Genomic DNA, 18,891 nt, shown 5'->3' on the forward strand with positions numbered 1-18,891 from the left:
GTTATACGAACAGCGATCACCTCTCTACGGACAATTTTCAGCCAATTCCCGAACACCCTCCTGACATGCACGCGTTCGAATGGCAGTCTTCCCGAACGCACGTCACACCCGCATCGCTTTGCACCCCCACCTCTTGGCAAAGTTGAAGGAGCACGCGTGACCCCCCACATGTCCCGTAAGACTCGTATCGCCGGTATCTCCCTCGCGGCGGCAGGCCTCCTGGCCGCCGGCATCACCGCAGGCACCGCCGGCGCCTCCCCCGTCCAGGCCCCCACCGCGGACGGTTCGCCGCTCAAGCTGAGCGCCTCGCACCGCGCGGAACTGCTGCGTGACGCGAGCGCCACCAAGGCGCAGACCGCCAAGGAACTCGGCCTGGGCGCGCAGGAGAAGCTGGTCGTCAAGGACGTCATCAAGGACGCCGACGGCACCACGCACACCCGCTACGACCGCACCTACGCCGGCCTTCCGGTCCTCGGCGGCGACATGGTCGTGCACACCGCCAAGGGCGGCGCGATCAAGAGCACCACCAAGTCGACGGGGAAGTCGGTCAAGGTGGCCTCCACCACGGCGAAGATAGCCCCGACCGCCGCCGCGCAGACGGCGCAGGGCACCGCGGTGAAGTCGCTCAGCGGCAAGAAGGCCGACGCGCAGGCGCCCAAGAAGGTCGTCTGGGCCGCCTCCGGCAGCCCCGTCCTCGCCTACGACACCGTCGTCAAGGGCGTCAAGAAGGACGGCACGCCCAGCCGGATGCACGTCATCACCGACGCCAACAGCGGCAAGAAGATCTTCCAGTACGACGACATCCGCACCGGCAAGGGCGAGAGCGAGTTCAGCGGCTCCGTCGACCTGGGCACCTCCAAGGAGGGCAGCGGCTTCACGCTGACCGACGCCGACCGCGGCGGTCACAAGACCCTCAACCTCGGCAACAGCGAGTCCGGCGAGGGCAAGGCCTTCACGGACGAGGACGACAAGTGGGGCACCGGCAAGCCGGACGACCCGCAGACCGCGGCCGTCGACGCCCACTACGGTGCCGCCGAGACCTGGGACTACTACAAGAAGGTCCAGGGCCGCAACGGCATCAAGGGCGACGGCAAGGGTGCCACCTCGCGCGTCCACTACGGCAAGAACTACGTGAACGCCTTCTGGGACGACGACTGCTTCTGCATGTCGTACGGCGACGGCGAGGGCGACAAGGCCCCGCTGACCGCCCTCGACGTCGCGGCGCACGAGATGTCGCACGGTGTCACCGCCGCCACCGCCAACCTCACCTACAGCGGTGAGTCCGGCGGCCTGAACGAGGGCACCTCGGACATCTTCGGTACCTCGGTCGAGTTCTACGCCAAGAACGACAAGGACCCGGGCGACTACCTCATCGGCGAGAAGATCAACATCAACGGTGACGGCAAGCCGCTGCGCTACATGGACAAGCCGTCCAAGGACGGTCAGTCGAAGGACTTCTGGGACTCCAGCACCGGTGGTCTCGACCCGCACTACTCCTCGGGCGTGGCCAACCACTTCTTCTACCTGCTGTCCGAGGGCAGCGGCCCGAAGGAGATCGGTGGCGTCAAGTACGACAGCCCCACGAAGGACGACAAGAAGGTCGAGGGCATCGGCCGGGACAAGGCCGAGAAGATCTGGTTCAAGGCCCTGACCGAGTACATGACCTCGAACACCGACTACAAGGCCGCCCGTGAGGCGACCGTCAAGGCGGCCACCGACCTGTACAAGGCCGGCAGCCCCGAGGTCAAGGGCGTCGAGGCCGCGTGGGACGGCGTCGCCGTCAAGTAACACCCCACGCGCCAACGCGCTGATCCTTTCGGGGTGAGACCACCCCGCAGCGAGCGGTGTCCGGAGAGAACTTCTCCGGGCACCGCTTTCGCGCGTCCGGGGGAGGGTCCGGCCCCCTCCCTACGGGACAGCCCTTACCGCCGCGTCCCGTGATATGGCCGATTTCACCCCCTCATGCGCCCTTGTACGGACTACCTCCTGGGGGGAGGCTGCGAGGTGGGCGCCGAGGGAATCCGGCGCGGCACCGGACATCCGCACACCGCAACTCCGCTGTGATCACACCGAGTTGAGGAGGCGAACGCCGACCGTGTCAGCGCAGTGCCGCAGCCTCTCGCGAGGGGGCGGCAGCGTATCCGCCGGCGCACGGCGGGCCCGTGGCCACCCACCCGTGGGGCACCTCCCGCCGGCCCGTCCGGCAGCCGCCCGGCCGCCGCCCACGGACAGGCCCACCGGGCACGCCCGTGCTCACCCGCATCGCCCACCTGCACAGCATCCACCGGGGGAACCACCGACCGGAGGCCGGAGGAGCGCCGACCCGCCCCGCCGTGTCATCCGCCAGCCGAGTGAAAGCGGACAGGAGCGCCCATGCGCGCACCCGGCACCCCCGCCGTGGAGCGGATACAAAGGACAAAACCCCGCAAAGCGCCACAAACCCAGGTGAGCCCATGATCGGTCGCATTCCTGTTCTGGACATCCGCCCGCAGATCGATTGCGGCCGCCGCCCGGCGAAGGCGGTGGTGGGCGAGACCTTCGAGGTCTCGGCCACCGTCTTCCGCGAAGGGCATGACGCCGTCGCGGCAAATGTGGTGCTGCGCAATCCGGCCGGCCGCTGCGGCCCCTGGACCCCGATGCGGGAGCGGGCACCCGGCAGCGACCGCTGGAGCGCCGAGGTCACCCCCGGCATCGAGGGCCGCTGGTCGTTCACCGTCGAGGCCTGGTCCGATCCGGTCACCACCTGGCGGCAGCACGCCGCCGTGAAGATCCCGGCGGGCATCGACACCGAGCTGGTGCTCGCCGAGGGCGCCGACCTCCACGAGCGGGCCGCCTCGGAGGTCCCCAAGAGCGACGGCCGGGAGTCGGTGCTCAGCGCCGTGGACACCCTGCGCAACCCCGAGCTGCCCGCCGCGACCCGGCTCGCCGCGGCGCTCTCCCCCCAGGTCACCGCGGCGCTGGACCGCCACCCGCTGCGCGAGCTGCTGACCGTCTCGCGCCCGATGCCGCTGGTCGTGGAGCGCCGGCGGGCCCTGTACGGCTCGTGGTACGAGCTCTTCCCGCGCTCCGAGGGCGCCACCGTGACCGCGGACGGCACCGCCGTCAGCGGGACCCTGCGCACCGCCGCCGACCGGCTGCCGGCCGTCGCCGCCATGGGCTTCGACGTGGTTTATCTGCCGCCGGTCCACCCCATCGGCACCTCCTTCCGCAAGGGCCCCAACAATGCACTGTCGGCCGGCCCGGACGATGTCGGCTCCCCCTGGGCCATCGGCTCGCCGGCCGGCGGCCATGACGCCCTCCACCCGGACCTGGGCACCTTCGAGGACTTCGACCACTTCGTCCGCACCGCCCGCGAGCTGCGGATGGAGGTGGCCCTGGACTTCGCGCTGCAGTGCTCACCCGACCACCCCTGGGTCACCCTGCACCCCCAGTGGTTCCACCGCCGCGCGGACGGCTCGGTCGCCTACGCCGAGAACCCGCCGAAGAAGTACCAGGACATCTACCCGATCGCCTTCGACGCCGACTTCCGCGGGCTGGTCCGCGAGACCGAACGCCTGCTGCGCTTCTGGATGGCCAAGGGCGTACGGATCTTCCGGGTGGACAACCCGCACACCAAGCCGGTGGCCTTCTGGGAGAAGGTGATCGGCGAGATCAACCGCACCGACCCCGACGTGCTCTTCCTCGCCGAGGCCTTCACCCGCCCCGCCATGGTGCACACCCTCGCCCGGATCGGCTTCCACCAGTCGTACACGTACTTCACCTGGCGCAACACCAAGCAGGAGCTGACCGACTACCTGACCGAGCTGTCCGGCGAGAGCGCGGGCTATCTGCGGCCCAACTTCTTCGTGAACACGCCGGACATCCTGCACGCCTACCTCCAGGAGGGCGGCCGTGCCGCCTTCGAGGTACGTGCCGTCCTGGCCGCCACCCTCTCCCCCACCTGGGGCCTCTATGCCGGATACGAGCTCTGCGAGTCGGTGCCGCTGCGCCGCGGCAGCGAGGAGTACCTCGACTCGGAGAAGTACCAACTGAGGCCGCGCGAGTGGGATGCGGCGGCCAGGGAGGGACGCACCATCGCTCCCCTGATCACCACGCTCAACCGCATCCGCCGCCGGCATCCTGCCCTGCAGCAGCTGCGCAACCTGCACTTCCACCACGTCGACAACGACGCCGTCCTCGCCTTCTCCAAGCACGAGGGGCACGGCGACCGGGCCGACACGGTGCTCACGGTGGTCAACCTCGACCCGCACCACACCCACGAGGCGACGGTGTCGTTGGACATGCCGGAACTCGGCCTCGGCCGGCACGAGTCCTTTCCGGTGCGCGACGAGCTCACCGGCGATACCTACCACTGGGGCAGGGACAACTATGTGCGCCTGGAGCCGGGCCGCTCTCTCGCGCCCGCCCATGTGCTGTCGCTGCGACCGTCCTCACCGATCGGAGGGTCACCCAATTGATCGTCAATGAGCCTGTCCCCGACACGTTCGAGGACACCCCGGCGAAGGACCGCGATCCCGACTGGTTCAAACGGGCCGTTTTCTACGAAGTCCTGGTGCGTTCCTTCCAGGACAGCAACGGCGACGGAATCGGCGACCTCAAGGGCATCACGGCCAAGCTCGACTATCTGCAGTGGCTGGGGGTGGACTGCCTCTGGCTGCCGCCGTTCTTCAAATCCCCCCTGCGGGACGGCGGTTACGATGTCGCCGATTACACCGCGGTGCTTCCCGAATTCGGTGACCTGGCCGACTTCGTGGAATTCGTGGACGCCGCGCACCACCGCGGTATGCGGGTGATCATCGACATGGTGATGAACCACACCAGCGACCAGCACCCGTGGTTCCAGGAGTCGCGCACCGACCCCGAGGGCCCGTACGGCGACTATTACATGTGGGCCGACGACGACAAGCAGTACGCGGACGCCCGCATCATCTTCGTCGACACCGAGGCCTCCAACTGGACCTTCGACCCGGTCCGCAAGCAGTACTTCTGGCACCGCTTCTTCTCCCACCAGCCGGATCTCAACTACGAGAACCCGGCGGTCCAGGAGGAGATGATCTCCGCCCTGCGCTTCTGGCTCGACCTGGGGATCGATGGCTTCCGGCTGGACGCGGTGCCCTACCTCTACGCCGAGGAGGGCACCAACTGCGAGAACCTGCCGGCCTCGCACGCCTTCCTCAAGCGGGTCCGCGCGGAGATCGACGCCCATTACCCGGACACCGTGCTGCTGGCCGAGGCCAATCAATGGCCGGAGGACGTCGTCGACTACTTCGGCGATTACGGCGTCGGGGGCGATGAATGCCATATGGCGTTCCACTTCCCGGTCATGCCGCGCATCTTCATGGCGGTGCGGCGCGAATCGCGCTATCCGGTGTCGGAAATCCTCGCGAAGACCCCGGCGATTCCGTCCGGCTGCCAGTGGGGCATCTTCCTGCGCAACCATGACGAGCTGACCCTCGAAATGGTCACGGACGAAGAACGCGACTACATGTACGCGGAGTACGCCAAGGACCCGCGTATGCGCGCCAATATCGGTATCCGCCGGCGGCTGGCCCCGCTGCTCGACAACGACCGCAATCAGATCGAGCTCTTCACCGCCCTGCTGCTGTCCCTGCCGGGTTCGCCGATTCTCTATTACGGCGACGAGATCGGCATGGGCGACAACATCTGGCTCGGCGACCGCGACGCGGTACGGACGCCGATGCAGTGGACGCCGGACCGCAACGCCGGGTTCTCCTCCTGCGACCCGGGCCGGCTCTCCCTGCCGACGATCATGGATCCGGTCTACGGATACCAGGTCACCAATGTCGAGGCCGCGATGAGTTCGCCGTCCTCGCTGCTGCACTGGACCCGCCGGATGATCGAGATCCGGAAGCAGAACCCCGCGTTCGGGCTCGGCAGCTATACCGAGCTGTCCTCCACCAACCCGGCGGTGCTGGCCTTCCTGCGCGAGGCGCCGGGCTCCGGTGGCGCGGACGACGACCTGGTGCTGTGCGTGCACAACTTCTCGCGCTTCGCCCAGCCCACGGAGCTGGACCTGCGGTCGTTCAGCGGCCGCCATCCGGTGGAACTCATCGGCGGCGTCCGCTTCCCCGCCATCGGGGAGCTGCCGTACCTGCTGACCCTCGCGGGCCACGGGTTCTACTGGTTCCGGCTGCGCAGAAACTCCGGATAGCGCCGGAGCCCTGACCGGGCACGGGTGCCGGAAAGACGCCCGTACGCGGCCGCCTGGCGCGTACGGGCGTTTTTTGACCTTTCGCTCGGGCACCCTCCCTACTACCGCACGGGCCGGGTGAGCCATCGTCGGTCCCCCCGGCCCGGGAGGGAATCCGCCGCGCAGCGGAGCAGGGCACGCCGGAATCGCCGCTGCCGTACGGACGAGCTCGCCCGGTGCCCGCCTCCGGACCCCCGTCCGGGTGCCTCACCAGCAGCCTCCGTCTGGGGGTACCCCCACCGCGCCATCGCACAGTCAAGGCCGTATTCCGGGACACTTTGCCCTATATGTCGTGTGCCCGGGGAAAGGACGCGACGCCATGTCGGACACCGCCTCGACCCGTGCCACCCGCAACACCCCTGATCACCGCCCGCTCGCCGCCGCCCCCGATCTGCTGTCCTCGCTGGCCCCCCTGCTCGCCGAATGGGTACCGCGCCAGCGCTGGTTCGCCGGTAAGGGGCGGCTGATCACCGGCTTCACGCTGCTCTCGGCGACCGAACTGCTGCCGTGCACCGACGGCAGCGCACCCGGCCTGCTGCTCCTGCTCGTCCGCGCCCAGCAGAGCGCGCCACCGAGCCGTACGCCCGTCGGCGGCGACTGCTATCAGCTTCTGCTGGGGGTGCATCCGGCCCTGCCCCCGCAACTGGCGCCTGCGGTGATCGGCCGTCCCGGCGGCGGCCCGCTGCACGGCCGCACCGTCTACGACGCGCTCCTCGACAACCGGCTGTGCGGGCTCCTGCTGGAGCGGCTGCGGGTGCCGGGCCGGCTCGGGGCGCTGCGCTTCTGCCGGGAGCCCGATGCCGAGATCCCCTCCGGGCTGCCGGGCCGGCCGATCGCCGTCGAACAGTCCAACTCCTCGATCGTCTACGGGGATTCGTTCATCCTGAAGGTCTTCCGGCGGATCGAGCCGGGGGTCAATCCGGATCTGGAGCTGCCGCGGGCGCTGTCGGACGCCAAGTGCGCGCGGGTGCCCGCGCCCGCCGCCTGGTACGAGTCGGCGGCCGCCGAGGAGGGCGGCGAGGCGACGACGCTGGGCGTGCTGCAGCCGTTCCTGCCGGGCTCGGCGGACGGCTGGCAGCTGGCGCTGAACGCGCTGGCCGTCCGCGCCGACTTCACCGGCTCGGCGCGGGCGCTCGGCCATGCCACTGCCGAGGTGCACACCGCGCTCGCCCAGACGCTGCCGACCACGGAGCTGCGCCGCCCGCAGCTGGAGGTGATCGCCGCCCAGATGCACGAGCGGCTGGACGCCACCGCCCGCGCCGTGCCCGTCCTGCAGCCCTACCGCGCCCGGCTGCGCACCGCGTTCGACGCGCTGGCCGCGACCGGCCACGACGGCCGCAGCTGGGCCGCCCAGCGCATCCACGGCGATCTGCACCTGGGCCAGACACTGCGCTCCGCCGACGAGGGCCGCTGGTCGCTGATCGACTTCGAGGGCGAACCGGCCCGCCCGTTGGCCGAGCGGCGCCGCCTCCAGCCGGCGGTGCGGGACATCGCGGGGATGCTGCGGTCCTTCGACTATGCCGCGCGCAGCGGCCCGGCCGGCGGGGACCCCTGGTCGCTGGAGTGGGCCCGGCGCACCCGTGACGCCTACTGCCGGGGCTATGCGGAGGCCGGCGGGCTCGATCCGCGCTCGGCGCCCGAACTGATGCGCGCTTACGAGACCGACAAGGCCGTCTACGAGGTGCTCTACGAGGCCCGGCACCGGCCCGACTGGCTGTCCGTCCCGATGGCCGCCGTCCGGCGGCTGGCGGCCGGCGGGGAGCCGGCCCTGGGGGCGGACAGCCGGCCGGGCCGGCCCGCCGGGTCCGACCACGGCCGGGGGTGAGGGGCCGCAGACGAACCGCCGATCCGCCGCGCGCACGCCCCTACGCCCGTACGCCCCGAGACCCGACCGACGCACCGCCCCGCCCCGCCCCGCCCCGCCCCGAGGAGGCCTCTCGTGACCGCCCGCCCGCCGTCCCGTCCCACCACCCCCGACACCGCGCCCGCTCCGGGCCCGGCCGACGACAGCGCGGCGGGGCGGTCCGGCCACGCGGCGACGCCCCGGCCGCCGGCCGTCGCACCCGCGGCGGCCGCGCGGGGTACCTTCGCCGGCCCCGCGGCCGGTGCCTCGCCCACCCGGCCGTCCGCTCCCCGGGAGAGGGCGACGCCCGGCCGGGCGGCCGCGCCTGCGGGCCCGTCCCGTGCGGTGCCGTCGGGAGCCGGCAGCCATGGGGTCCGGCCCGCCGCGCCGCTGTCCGACGAGGACCGCGGCCGGCTCCTGGACGGTGCCCATCACGATCCGCACGGGCTGCTCGGTGCCCACCCCGTCCGCGGCGGACTGCTCATCCGGGTCCTCAAGCCCTGCGCCCGGCGCATCACGGTCCTGGCGAAGGGGCTGCGCGCCGACCTGCCCGCCGAGGGCGACGGGCTGTTCGCCGGAGTGCTGCCGCTGCGCACGGTCCCGGACTACGAGCTGCTGGTCGACTACGGCGACAACACCCTGACGGTGCAGGACCCCTACCGCTTCCTGCCCACGCTCGGCGAACTGGACCTGCATCTGCTCGCCGAGGGCCGGCACGAGCAGCTGTGGCAGGCGCTCGGCGCACGGATCACGGAGCACCAGGGGGTGACCGGTACCCGCTTCACCCTCTGGGCGCCCAATGCCCGGGGCGTGCGGGTCGTCGGCAACTTCAACTACTGGGACGGCACCGGCCACCCGATGCGCTCGCTGGGCTCCTCGGGCGTCTGGGAGCTCTTCCTGCCGGGCATCGGCGAGGGCGAGCTCTACAAGTTCGAGATCACCCGGCCGGACGGCTCGCGGACCGTACGCGCCGACCCGATGGCCCGGCGGACCGAATGCCCGCCCGCCAACGCCTCGGTCGTGGAGGCCTCGCACTACCGCTGGACGGACGCCGACTGGATGGCCCGGCGCGGCGAACGGCCCGTGCACGAGGCGCCGTTCTCCGTCTACGAGGTGCATCTTCCCTCCTGGCGCCCCGGCCTCACCTACCGCCGGCTCGCGGTGCAGCTCCCCGCCTATGTGAAGGACCTGGGCTTCACCCACGTCGAGTTCATGCCGGTCTCCGAGCACCCCTTCGGCGGCTCGTGGGGCTACCAGGTGACCGGGTTCTATGCGCCCACCGCCAGGATGGGCACCCCGGACGACTTCCGGTTCCTGGTCGACGCACTGCACCGGGCCGGCATCGGCGTGCTGATGGACTGGGTGCCGGCGCACTTCCCGCGCGATGACTGGGCGCTGGCGGAGTTCGACGGCCGCCCGCTCTACGAGCCCCAGGACCCGGCACGGGCCGCGCACCCGGACTGGGGCACCCTGGAGTTCGACTACGGCCGCACCGAGGTCCGTAATTTCCTGGTCGCCAACGCCGTGTACTGGTGCGAGGAGTTCCATATCGACGGCCTGCGGGTGGACGCCGTCGCCTCGATGCTCTACCTGGACTACTCGCGCGAGGACGGCGGCTGGACCCCGAACGTCCACGGCGGCCGGGAAAACCTCGATGCGGTCGCCTTCCTCCAGGAGATGAACGCGACCGTCTACCGCCGCTGCCCCGGTGTGGTGACCATCGCCGAGGAGTCCACGGCCTGGGACGGCGTCACCCGTGCCACCCACCATGAGGGCCCCGGCGGCTTCGGCGGTCTGGGCTTCGGGCTGAAGTGGAACATGGGCTGGATGCACGACTCCCTCGGCTATGTCTCCAAGGAGCCGGTGCACCGCAAGTACCACCACGGCGAGATGACCTTCTCCATGATCTACGCCTACTCCGAGAACTACGTCCTGCCGATCTCCCACGACGAGGTGGTGCACGGCAAGCGCGCACTGGTGTCGAAGATGCCCGGTGACTGGTGGCAGCAGCGGGCCAACCACCGGGCCTACCTCGGGTTCATGTGGGCCCATCCCGGCAAGCAACTCCTCTTCATGGGGCAGGAGTTCGCCCAGGGGGCGGAGTGGGCGGAGAGCCACGGACCGGACTGGTGGCTGCTCGACCCGTCGTACGAGGCGGAGCCCGACCACCGGGGCGTACGCGATCTCGTCCGCGAGCTGAACCGCCGCTACGCCGCCACCCCCGCGCTGTGGGAGCGCGACACCGACCCGGCCGGCTTCTCCTGGATCGACGGTGACGCGCGCGAGGACAACGTCTTCTCCTTCCTGCGCTTCGCCGCCGACGGCTCTCCGCTGATCTCGGTCACCAACTTCTCGCCCGTCGTCCGCCATGCCTACCGGCTCGGCGTCCCCGGCCACGTCCCCGCCTGGCGGGAAGTCCTCAACACCGACGACCCGCGCTACGGCGGCAGCGGCATCACCAACCCCGACGCCCTCAAGACCGAACCGACGCCCTGGAACGGCCGCACCGCCTCCGTCTCCCCCGTCCTCCCCCCGCTGGCCACCCTCTGGCTGCGACCGGCCTGACCGCCGCACGGCTGCGGGCCCGAGAGGGGCGGGCGCGCCGGGTGTACAGCAAGGTGAAGCGGTGTGCAGCGGTGCAGCGCCCGGTCACGCCGAGGGGGCGGGCGCCGCGTCCGCAGGTCGCAGCGAAGGGGCGGGCGCCGCATCCGGCACCCGCCCCTTCGCATTTCCCGCGGCCCGGGATCAGACCGTGGCGGACGTCTTCGCTTCCTCGCCGTCCCGCGGCCCGACGACCTCCGGGGCGGCCGGCTCCGCGGAGGCGTCGTCGGTCATCGTCTTCTCGTCGAAGGGCGCCCGGCCGGCCAGCACCTCCGCCACCCGGGCGTTGTCGATCTCCTTGGTCCAGGTGCCGATCAGGATGGTGGCCACCGCGTTGCCGGCGAAGTTGGTCAGGGCGCGCGCCTCGCTCATGAAGCGGTCGATGCCGACGATCAGGCCCACGCCGTCGACCAGTTCGGGGCGGTGCGACTGCAGGCCGCCGGCCAGGGTCGCAAGTCCCGCGCCGGTGACGCCCGCCGCGCCCTTCGACGCGATGACCATGAACACCAGCAGCGAGATCTGCTGGCCGAGCGGCAGCGGTTTGCCCATCGCCTCGGCCACGAACAGCGAGGACATCGTCAGGTAGATGGCGGTGCCGTCGAGGTTGAAGCTGTAGCCGGTGGGGACGGTGATGCCGACCACCGGCTTGCTGACGCCCAGGTGCTCCATCTTCGCGATCAGCCGGGGCAGCGCCGACTCCGAGGAGGAGGTGGACAGGATCAGCAGGAACTCCCGGCCGAGGTACTTCAGCAGCTGGAAGACGTTGACCTTGGCGATCAGCCGGAGCAGCGCGCCGAGCACCACGATCACGAACAGCACACAGGTGGTGTAGAAGCCGATCATGATGACGGCCAGTGACTTCAGCGCGTCCAGGCCGGTCTCGCCGACCACCGCCGCGATGGCACCGAAGGCGCCCACCGGCGCCGCCCACATGATCATGGACAGCACCCGGAAGACCAGCTTCTGGAGGTGCCCCACACCGCGCAGCACCGGCTCGCCCGCCGCGCCCAGCGCCTGCAGTCCGAAGCCGACCAGCAGCGCCACCAGCAGCGTCTGGAGCACCTGCTCCTGGGTGAAGGCGGAGACCAGGGTGGTGGGGATCATGCCGAGCAGGAAGTCGGACAGCGACTCCCCGCCGCCTCCGGCCTGGGCGTGGCCCGCATGCCGGACGGACTCGGTCAGGTGGAGGCCGGAGCCGGGGTCCAGCAGGTTGCCGACGACCAGGCCGATGGCCAGCGCCACGGTGGACATCACCATGAAGTAGCCGAGGGCCAGTCCGCCGACCGCGCCGACCTTGGCGGCCTTCCGCACCGAGCCGACGCCCAGCACGATGGTGCAGAAGACGACCGGCGCGATCATCATCTTGATCAGGTTCACGAACCCGGTGCCGAGCGGCTTGAGCTGGACGGCGACACCGGGGGCGGCGAAGCCCACGATGATGCCGAGCAGTACCGCCCCGATCACGGCGATGTAGAGGAAGTGGGTCCGGTCCCGCTTCGCCGGTGCGGTCTCCTCGGTGGTGCCCCCGGACAACGGGGTCTGTGCAGCCACGGCTGTCTCCTCGGTCTACGGCTGTGCGCTGATCTGCGGCTCTGTCACACAACAAGTTCCGGCGACTATGCACGCCGCTGTGGCGCCCGTCACCCTTGCGTACATTTCGTTCACGTAAAAGTGACCGCACGGACGGTTGTGAAAGTGACCGTGCAGACTGTTCTGTATGCGACTCCCCCGACCCCGCCCGTCCCGGCGCCTGCGCCCTCCGCGCAGCCTCGCCGGGCAGCTCTTCGCCATGCAGGTGGTGCTGGTGGCGGTGGTCGTCGTGGGCTGCGTGCTCTTCGCGTACCTCAGCGCGGGACGGCAGGCGGAGGAGACCGCACGGCGGCAGGCGACGGCCGCCGCCACCGCCGTCGCCGACTCCCCGGCGGTGGTGGCCGCCGCGCGCACCAAGGACCCGACGGCCGCACTCCAGCCGTACAGCGAGCGGCTGCGGCGCGATGCCGGTGTCGACTTCGTGGTGGTGATGGCCCCGGACGGGACCCGCTGGACGCACCCCGAGCCGTCCGCGATCGGCAAGAAGTACCTGGGGCACATCGGCCCTGCGCTGCACGGCAGGGTCTTCCCCGAGACACATATGGGGGTGCTCGGACCGTCCGTACGGGTCGTCGCACCGGTCCGTGATCCACAGCGCGGTGGCCGGATCACGGCGCTGGTCAGCTCCGGGATCACCATCGAGACGATCAGTGAGCAGCTGCGCAACCAGGTCCTGGCGCTGGTGGGCGTGGCCGCGGGGGCGCTGGCGCTCGGCGGCCTGGGGACGTATGTGATCAACGCCCGGCTGCGCCGGCACACCCATGGGATGAACGCGGCGGAGCTCAGCCGGATGCACGAGTACCACCAGGCCGCGCTGCACGCCGTGCGCGAGGGGCTGCTGATGCTCGACGGGCAGCGCCGGGTCGCCCTGATCAACGACGGCGGGCGGGAGCTGCTGGGGCTGTCGCAGGACGCGGTGGGCCGCCACGTCACGGAGCTGGGGCTGCCGGAGCCGCTGACCGAGGCGCTGCTGGCGCCGGGACCCCGCGTCGACGAGCTGCAGCTGACCCGCGAGCGGGTGCTGGTGGTCAACTCCGCACCGGTCTCCGGCGGGGAGCGGCGCGGCAGCGTGGTCACCCTGCGCGATCACACCGAACTGCAGGCGCTGTCCGGGGAGTTGGACTCGGTCCGCGGCTTCACCGAGGCGCTGCGCTCGCAGGCCCACGAGGCTGCCAACCGGCTGCACGCCGTGGTCTCGCTGATCGAGCTGGGGCGGGCCGAGGAGGCCGTGGAGTTCGCGACCGCGGAGCTGGAGCTGGCGCAGGCGCTGACCGATCAGGTCGTCGGCGCGGTCGCCGAGCCGGTGCTCGCCGCGCTGCTGCTCGGCAAGGCCGCGCAGGCCAACGAGCGGGGCGTCGAACTGACCCTGACCGCCGACAGCCGGATCGACGACGGGCTGCTGCCGCCCGGCCTGCCGGCCCGCGACCTGGTGACGGTGCTGGGCAACCTCCTCGACAACGCCCTCGACGCCGCCGCGCCCACCCCGGAACACACCGTCGCCGGGCCGCCGCGGGTGCGCGTCACCGCGCGGGCGGACGGCGGCGAGCTGCTGTTGCGGGTGGCCGACAGCGGCCCCGGGGTGTCCGCGGACGCCGCCGAGGAGATCTTCCGGCGGGGCTGGAGCACCAAGCAGGCCGCGGCCGCGCCCGCCCGGGGCCGCGGTCTCGGCCTGGCCCTGGTCCAGCAGGCGGTGCGCCGCAACGGCGGCACCGTCACCCTGGACCGGGCACCCGAGGGCGGCGCGCGGTTCACCGTACGGCTGCCGCTGCGGACGGGCGCGCCGGCATGAGCGGGGCCAGAGCCTGTCCCGGCCCGAGAGGAGGCGCCCGGTGACCCCCTCCGACATCCGGGTCCTCGTCGTCGAGGACGATCCGGTCGCCGCCGACGCACACGCCCTGTACGTGGGACGGGTGCCCGGCTTCACGGTCTCCGGCACCGTGCACTCCGGCGGCGACGCCCGCCGCCATCTCGACGCGCACGCCGTCGATCTGCTGCTGCTCGACCTCTATCTGCCGGACGGCCACGGGCTGCAGCTGGTGCGGACGCTGCGCGCGGCCGGCCACACCGCCGACATCATCGCGGTCACCTCCGCCCGGGATCTGGCGATGGTGCGCGAGGGCGTCTCGCTCGGCGTGGTGCAGTACGTGCTGAAGCCGTTCACCTTCGCCACCCTGCGCGACCGGCTCACCCGCTATGCGGAGTTCCGCGCCACCACCGGCGAGGCCAGCGGGCAGGACGAGGTGGACCGGGCGATCGCGGCGCTGCGCGCACCGCGTCCGGCCGCGCTGCCCAAGGGGCTGACCGCGGCCACCCTGCGGGCGGTGACCGATGTGCTGCGGGCCGCCGGGAGCGGGCTGACGGCGACCGAGGCGGCCGCCGATGTGGGCATCTCCCGGATCACCGCCCGCCGTTATCTCGAACATCTGGTGGAGAGCGGCCGGGCCGCCCGCGCCCCTCAGTACGGCCAGGTCGGCCGCCCCGAGCTGCGCTACCGGTGGTCGGGCCATTGACCGGCCGTGACCGGTGGTTTCCTACGAGCCTCGGGCAACGACCGGCAGGCCGCGGCGCTCGCCGGGGTGCCGGCTCTGCGTCCTGCCCGCACGGGTCCGCTTCACCGGGCAGGACGGCCCTCTGACCGAGCTGCTGACCAGCGCCGCCACCACCCGCCGGCAGGCCTGCGTCCGGCCGGTCGGCAAGGTCGTACCGCTGTCGCGGCAGCAGCTCCGGGCCGTCCTGCAGGAGCTGCACGGCGCGTAGCAGGCGGCCATGACCGCTACGCTCAACCGGGGCGGCTCGGACAGCGCCGAGGAAGCCGGCAGGGCGGGACGCGCGTTTCCCGACGGCATCCTGGCGGAATTCCGGGCCCGGGCCGGCGAGCCGCGGCCCTGAGGTCTTCCCTCCTCGCCGAGGCGCCCCGGTACCGCAGAGACGCGCCGGCAAAAGCCGAGAGGTCAGGGTCACCCCGAGACGCCCCGTCGGCCCCAGGTCGGACGGCCGTCCGTCCAGAGAATGACGCCGGGCCCGCGGATGGAACTTCCGGCCGGTGCGGCTTTCGGTCCTTGCGGCCGAGGTGCGGGCCGACCTGCGCCTTCGAGAATGGGGACATCGAAACGTCCGTCCCTCTCCAGGAGTTCCCCGTGTCCCACCCGGCCGCCTTTCCGGGTTTTCCCGGTTCCCCCGCCCCCGCTCGCGCCGACGGTGCCGTCGCCGCCCGTGCCACGGATCTGAGCAAGGTCTACGGCCAGGGGGAGACCCGTGTGGTCGCGCTGGACTCCGTCTCGGTCGAATTCGGCAAGGCCAGGTTCACCGCGATCATGGGTCCGTCCGGCTCCGGCAAGTCGACGCTGATGCACTGCATGGCCGGACTGGACGCGATCTCGTCCGGCTCGGCCCGGATCGGCGACGTGGAGCTGTCCTCGCTGAACGACAAGCAGCTGACGCGGCTGCGCCGGGACAAGATCGGCTTCATCTTCCAGGCGTTCAACCTGCTGCCGACGCTGAGCGCGCTGGAGAACATCACCCTGCCGATGGACATCGCGGGGCGCAAGCCCGACCAGGAATGGCTGAACGCCGTGATCGAGACCGTCGGCCTGTCCGGCCGGCTCGCGCACCGGCCGGCCCAGCTCTCCGGCGGCCAGCAGCAGCGTGTCGCGGTCGCCCGCGCACTGGCCGCCCAGCCGGAGATCATCTTCGCGGACGAGCCGACCGGCAACCTCGACTCCCGCTCGGGCGCCGAAGTGCTGGGCTTCCTGCGGGAGTCGGTGCAGGCGATGCAGCAGACGGTCGTGATGGTCACCCACGACCCGGTCGCCGCGGGCTATGCGGACCGGGTGGTCTTCCTCGCGGACGGCCGGATCGTCGAGGAGCTGCACGAGCCGACCGCGGACGCCGTCCTGGACCGGATGCGGCTGTTCGACGCCAAGGGCCGTACGCGCTGACGCCCGGCACACCGCACCACCGCGCTCCCGGGCGCGCTGCCCTTCATCCCGAGCCACCGGACCAGGACTGACACCACCACCATGCTGCGAACCGCCCTGCGCAATGTCCTTGCGCACAAAGCCCGATTGATGATGACCGCGCTCGCGGTGCTGCTCGGCGTCGCCTTCGTCGCCGGCACCCTCATCTTCAGTGACACCGTCGGCGAGGCCATCAAGAAGGCCTCCGCCAAGAACCTCGCGGGGGTGGCCGTCTCCGTCTCGGCCGTCGCCGAAGACAACGCCCCGCCGACCGGCAAGGACGGCAAGCGCACCACCCTCCTCGACGACAAGCTGGCGGACAAGGTCCGTGCGCTGCCGGGCGTGCAGTCCGTACGGCGCGATGTCACCGGCACCGCGACGCTCGCCGGCCCGGACGGCATACCGATCGGGAAGGGCTGGCAGAACCTCGCCACCAACTTCCAGCCGGACAAGGACGGCTACGACGCCCGCTACCCGCTGATGCAGGGCCGCGGACCGGCCGCCGGGGACGAAATCGCGCTGGACGAGGCCACCGCCAAGGCGGCCCACTACAAGGTCGGCGACGCCGTGCGGTTCGCCACCGACGGCCCGGTGCTGACGAAGCGGCTGGTCGGCATCGTCACCACCGACGACCCGCAGGTGACCGCGGGCGGCAGCCTCGCGCTCTTCGACACCGCCACCGCGCAGAAGCTGTATCTGCACCCCGGGCAGTTCGACGAGCTGGTGGTGGGTGCCGCGCCCGGCACCGATCAGCAGGCCCTGACCGCCAAGGTCCGCGCGATCCTGCCCAAGGACCGGGCCCAGGCCACCAGCGGCACCGAACTCGCCGCCGAGCAGTCCCGGATGATCGCCGAGCAGAACAAGTCCCTGAGCCAGACGCTGCTGGTCTTCGCCGGGATCGCGCTGTTCGTCGGCATCTTCATCATCGCCAACACCTTCACCATGCTGATCTCCCAGCGCAGCCGGGAGATCGCCCTGCTGCGCGCGGTCGGCGCCTCCCGGCGGCAGGTGGTCCGCTCGGTGCTGGCCGAGGCGGGCCTGCTGGGCCTGGTCTCCTCGGTCGTCGGGTTCGCGCTGGGCGCCGGGATCGCGGTGGGCCTGCGGGCGGTGCTCGACGCCAATGGTGCGGGCTTCCCGGACGGTCCGGTCATCATCAGCCCGGCCGCGGTGCTCTCCTCGCTCGCGGTGGGTGTCGTGGTGACCGTACTGGCCGCGTGGCTGCCGTCCCGCAAGGCGGCGAAGATCGCCCCGGTGGAAGCGCTCAACACCGTCGAGGCGCCGCCGGCGCTGCGCAGCCTGGTGATCCGCAACTCGCTCGGCGCGATCGTCACCGGCCTCGGTGTCGCGGTCATGTTCTACGTCTCCACGCTGAAGTCCTCCGACGACATACCGGTCGCGATGGCGGGCTCGCTGCTGACGATGACCGGCGTCATCATCCTCGCGCCGCTGCTGTCGCGGCCCCTGGTCTCGCTGGCGGGCCTGCTCACCACCCGGCTCTTCGGCATCGGCGGCAAGCTGGCCAAGCAGAACGCGCTGCGCAACCCGCGCCGTACGGCGGCGACCGCGTCGGCGCTGATGATCGGTCTCACCCTGATCACGGGGATGACGGTCGTCGGGAACTCGGCGCAGCTGGCCATGGACAAGATGACGGCCAACGGGCTGAAGGCCGACTTCAAGGTCGGGACCTCGACGTTCACCGGCCTGGACGTCGAGCTGTCGAAGAAGGTGGCGGACCTCCCCGGCGTCGAGGCGATGGCCCCGCTGCGCCGCTCCGGCTTCGAGGTCGGCGGGCACTATGCGGGCCTCACCGGCACCGACCTCGCGGCGGTCGGCAAGGTCGCCCGGCTGGACTTCACGAGCGGTTCAGCGGCGCACGGAGCCGACGAGATCGCGATCTCGCAGACCGCGGCCAAGGAGCAGGGCTGGCACACCGGCGAGACGCTGAACGCGACGTTCTTCGACAAGAAGACGGCGAAGCTGAAGATCGCCGGAATCTACGCGGACAACCCGGTGATCGGCGAAGCCGTCGGCGCCACCTCCCTGGTGGACCCGCACATGACCGAGCTGAAGAACGAAGAGCTGCTGGTGAAGGCGCGGGGCGGCGCGAGTGAGGAGCTGGAGAAGCAGATCCGGCACGCCCTCGGGGACAGCCCGCTGCTGAAGGTCCAGGACCACGCCGACCTGCGCAAGGAGAACGCCGGACAGATCGAGACCGTGCTCTACATCGTCTACGGACTGCTGGGCATGGCCGTGATCATCGCGGTGGTGGGCGTCGTCAACACCCTGGCCATGTCGGTCTTCGAGCGGACCCGCGAGATCGGGATGCTGCGGGCGATCGGGCTGGCCCGCACCGGGATCAAGCAGATGGTCCGGCTGGAGTCGGTGGTCATCTCGCTCTTCGGCGCGGTCCTGGGGATCGGCGTGGGCATCTTCCTCTCCTGGGCCGGCGGCAACCTGATCAGCCAGGGGCTCCCGACGTACGAACTGCTGCTGCCCTGGGGCCGGCTCGGGCTCTTCCTGCTGATCGCGCTGGTCGTGGGGGTGCTCGCCGCACTCTGGCCGGCCCGCCGCGCGGCCCGGCTGAACATGCTGGAGGCCATCGGCGCCCAGTGACCGCCTGACCGCCACCCCCCACAAAAGCGGCGCGCCTGCCCTCAACCGAGGACAGGCGCGCCGCCGTTGGTGTGTGC

Annotated in this window: 12 protein-coding genes; 11 read left to right on the forward strand and 1 reads right to left on the reverse strand. The window is 71.2% G+C overall.

Annotated elements, in window-relative coordinates; translation table 11 throughout:
- Window positions 1-156: 156 nt before the first annotated feature.
- The 5 genes from OHS81_RS10580 to glgB all read left to right on the forward strand — a co-directional run bounded on the left by OHS81_RS10580 (window position 157) and on the right by glgB (window position 10,619).
- Window positions 157-1,788 carry a M4 family metallopeptidase gene (locus OHS81_RS10580; RefSeq protein ID WP_328384564.1) on the forward strand — a complete coding sequence of 544 codons (1,632 nt, stop codon included), beginning with the start codon at window positions 157-159 and terminating at the stop codon, window positions 1,786-1,788.
- A gap of 665 nt (window positions 1,789-2,453) precedes the next feature.
- Complete coding sequence (locus tag OHS81_RS10585) at window positions 2,454-4,457, forward strand: alpha-1,4-glucan--maltose-1-phosphate maltosyltransferase (protein ID WP_328384565.1); 2,004 nt, start codon at window positions 2,454-2,456, stop codon at window positions 4,455-4,457.
- Window positions 4,454-6,172 carry a maltose alpha-D-glucosyltransferase gene (gene treS / locus OHS81_RS10590; protein WP_328384566.1) on the forward strand — a complete coding sequence of 573 codons (1,719 nt, stop codon included), beginning with the start codon at window positions 4,454-4,456 and terminating at the stop codon, window positions 6,170-6,172. The genes OHS81_RS10585 and treS overlap by 4 nt, the downstream gene beginning before the upstream one ends.
- A gap of 358 nt (window positions 6,173-6,530) precedes the next feature.
- Entirely contained in the window at window positions 6,531-8,036 is a 1,506-nt protein-coding gene (locus OHS81_RS10595) for a maltokinase N-terminal cap-like domain-containing protein (RefSeq protein WP_328384567.1), read from the forward strand.
- Window positions 8,037-8,150: 114 nt separating this feature from the next.
- A complete protein-coding gene (glgB, locus tag OHS81_RS10600) occupies window positions 8,151-10,619 on the forward strand; it encodes a 1,4-alpha-glucan branching enzyme (protein ID WP_328384568.1) in 2,469 nt (822 codons plus the stop codon).
- A gap of 180 nt (window positions 10,620-10,799) precedes the next feature.
- Here the strand turns inward: glgB and OHS81_RS10605 are convergent, their stop codons facing one another.
- Entirely contained in the window at window positions 10,800-12,206 is a 1,407-nt protein-coding gene (locus OHS81_RS10605) for a cation:dicarboxylate symporter family transporter (protein ID WP_328384569.1), read from the reverse strand.
- Between the two features lie 166 nt (window positions 12,207-12,372).
- Here OHS81_RS10605 and OHS81_RS10610 point away from each other — a divergent pair, with 166 nt between their 5' ends.
- The 6 genes from OHS81_RS10610 to OHS81_RS10635 all read left to right on the forward strand — a co-directional run bounded on the left by OHS81_RS10610 (window position 12,373) and on the right by OHS81_RS10635 (window position 18,814).
- On the forward strand, window positions 12,373-14,034 hold the full coding sequence (locus OHS81_RS10610) for a sensor histidine kinase (RefSeq protein WP_328384570.1): 1,662 nt from the start codon (window positions 12,373-12,375) through the stop codon (window positions 14,032-14,034).
- A gap of 40 nt (window positions 14,035-14,074) precedes the next feature.
- Entirely contained in the window at window positions 14,075-14,755 is a 681-nt protein-coding gene (locus OHS81_RS10615) for a response regulator (RefSeq protein ID WP_328384571.1), read from the forward strand.
- A 13-nt stretch (window positions 14,756-14,768) separates the two neighbouring features.
- Complete coding sequence (locus OHS81_RS10620; RefSeq protein ID WP_328384572.1) at window positions 14,769-15,002, forward strand: hypothetical protein; 234 nt, start codon at window positions 14,769-14,771, stop codon at window positions 15,000-15,002.
- 9 nt (window positions 15,003-15,011) lie between these two features.
- The gene (locus OHS81_RS10625) at window positions 15,012-15,134 is read left to right on the forward strand and encodes a hypothetical protein (protein ID WP_328384573.1); all 123 of its coding nucleotides are present in this window, start codon (window positions 15,012-15,014) and stop codon (window positions 15,132-15,134) included.
- 248 nt (window positions 15,135-15,382) lie between these two features.
- Complete coding sequence (locus tag OHS81_RS10630) at window positions 15,383-16,183, forward strand: ABC transporter ATP-binding protein (protein WP_443058678.1); 801 nt, start codon at window positions 15,383-15,385, stop codon at window positions 16,181-16,183.
- 81 nt (window positions 16,184-16,264) lie between these two features.
- Window positions 16,265-18,814, forward strand: coding sequence for an ABC transporter permease (locus OHS81_RS10635; protein ID WP_328384574.1), 2,550 nt, complete (start codon window positions 16,265-16,267; stop codon window positions 18,812-18,814).
- Window positions 18,815-18,891: the final 77 nt, after the last annotated feature.

The sequence above is a fragment of the Streptomyces sp. NBC_00400 genome (assembly GCF_036048035.1).
Taxonomy (GTDB): Bacteria; Actinomycetota; Actinomycetes; order Streptomycetales; family Streptomycetaceae; genus Streptomyces.

Bases quoted from the DNA above. Each gene is read 5' to 3' on its own strand.
- OHS81_RS10585 (WP_328384565.1), top strand. From the start codon at position 2,454: ATGATCGGTCGCATTCCTGTTCTGGACATCCGCCCGCAGATCGATTGC.
- OHS81_RS10595 (WP_328384567.1), top strand. From the start codon at position 6,531: ATGTCGGACACCGCCTCGACCCGTGCCACCCGCAACACCCCTGATCAC.
- OHS81_RS10610 (WP_328384570.1), top strand. From the start codon at position 12,373: ATGCGACTCCCCCGACCCCGCCCGTCCCGGCGCCTGCGCCCTCCGCGC.
- OHS81_RS10625 (WP_328384573.1), top strand. From the start codon at position 15,012: ATGACCGCTACGCTCAACCGGGGCGGCTCGGACAGCGCCGAGGAAGCC.
- OHS81_RS10635 (WP_328384574.1), top strand. From the start codon at position 16,265: ATGCTGCGAACCGCCCTGCGCAATGTCCTTGCGCACAAAGCCCGATTG.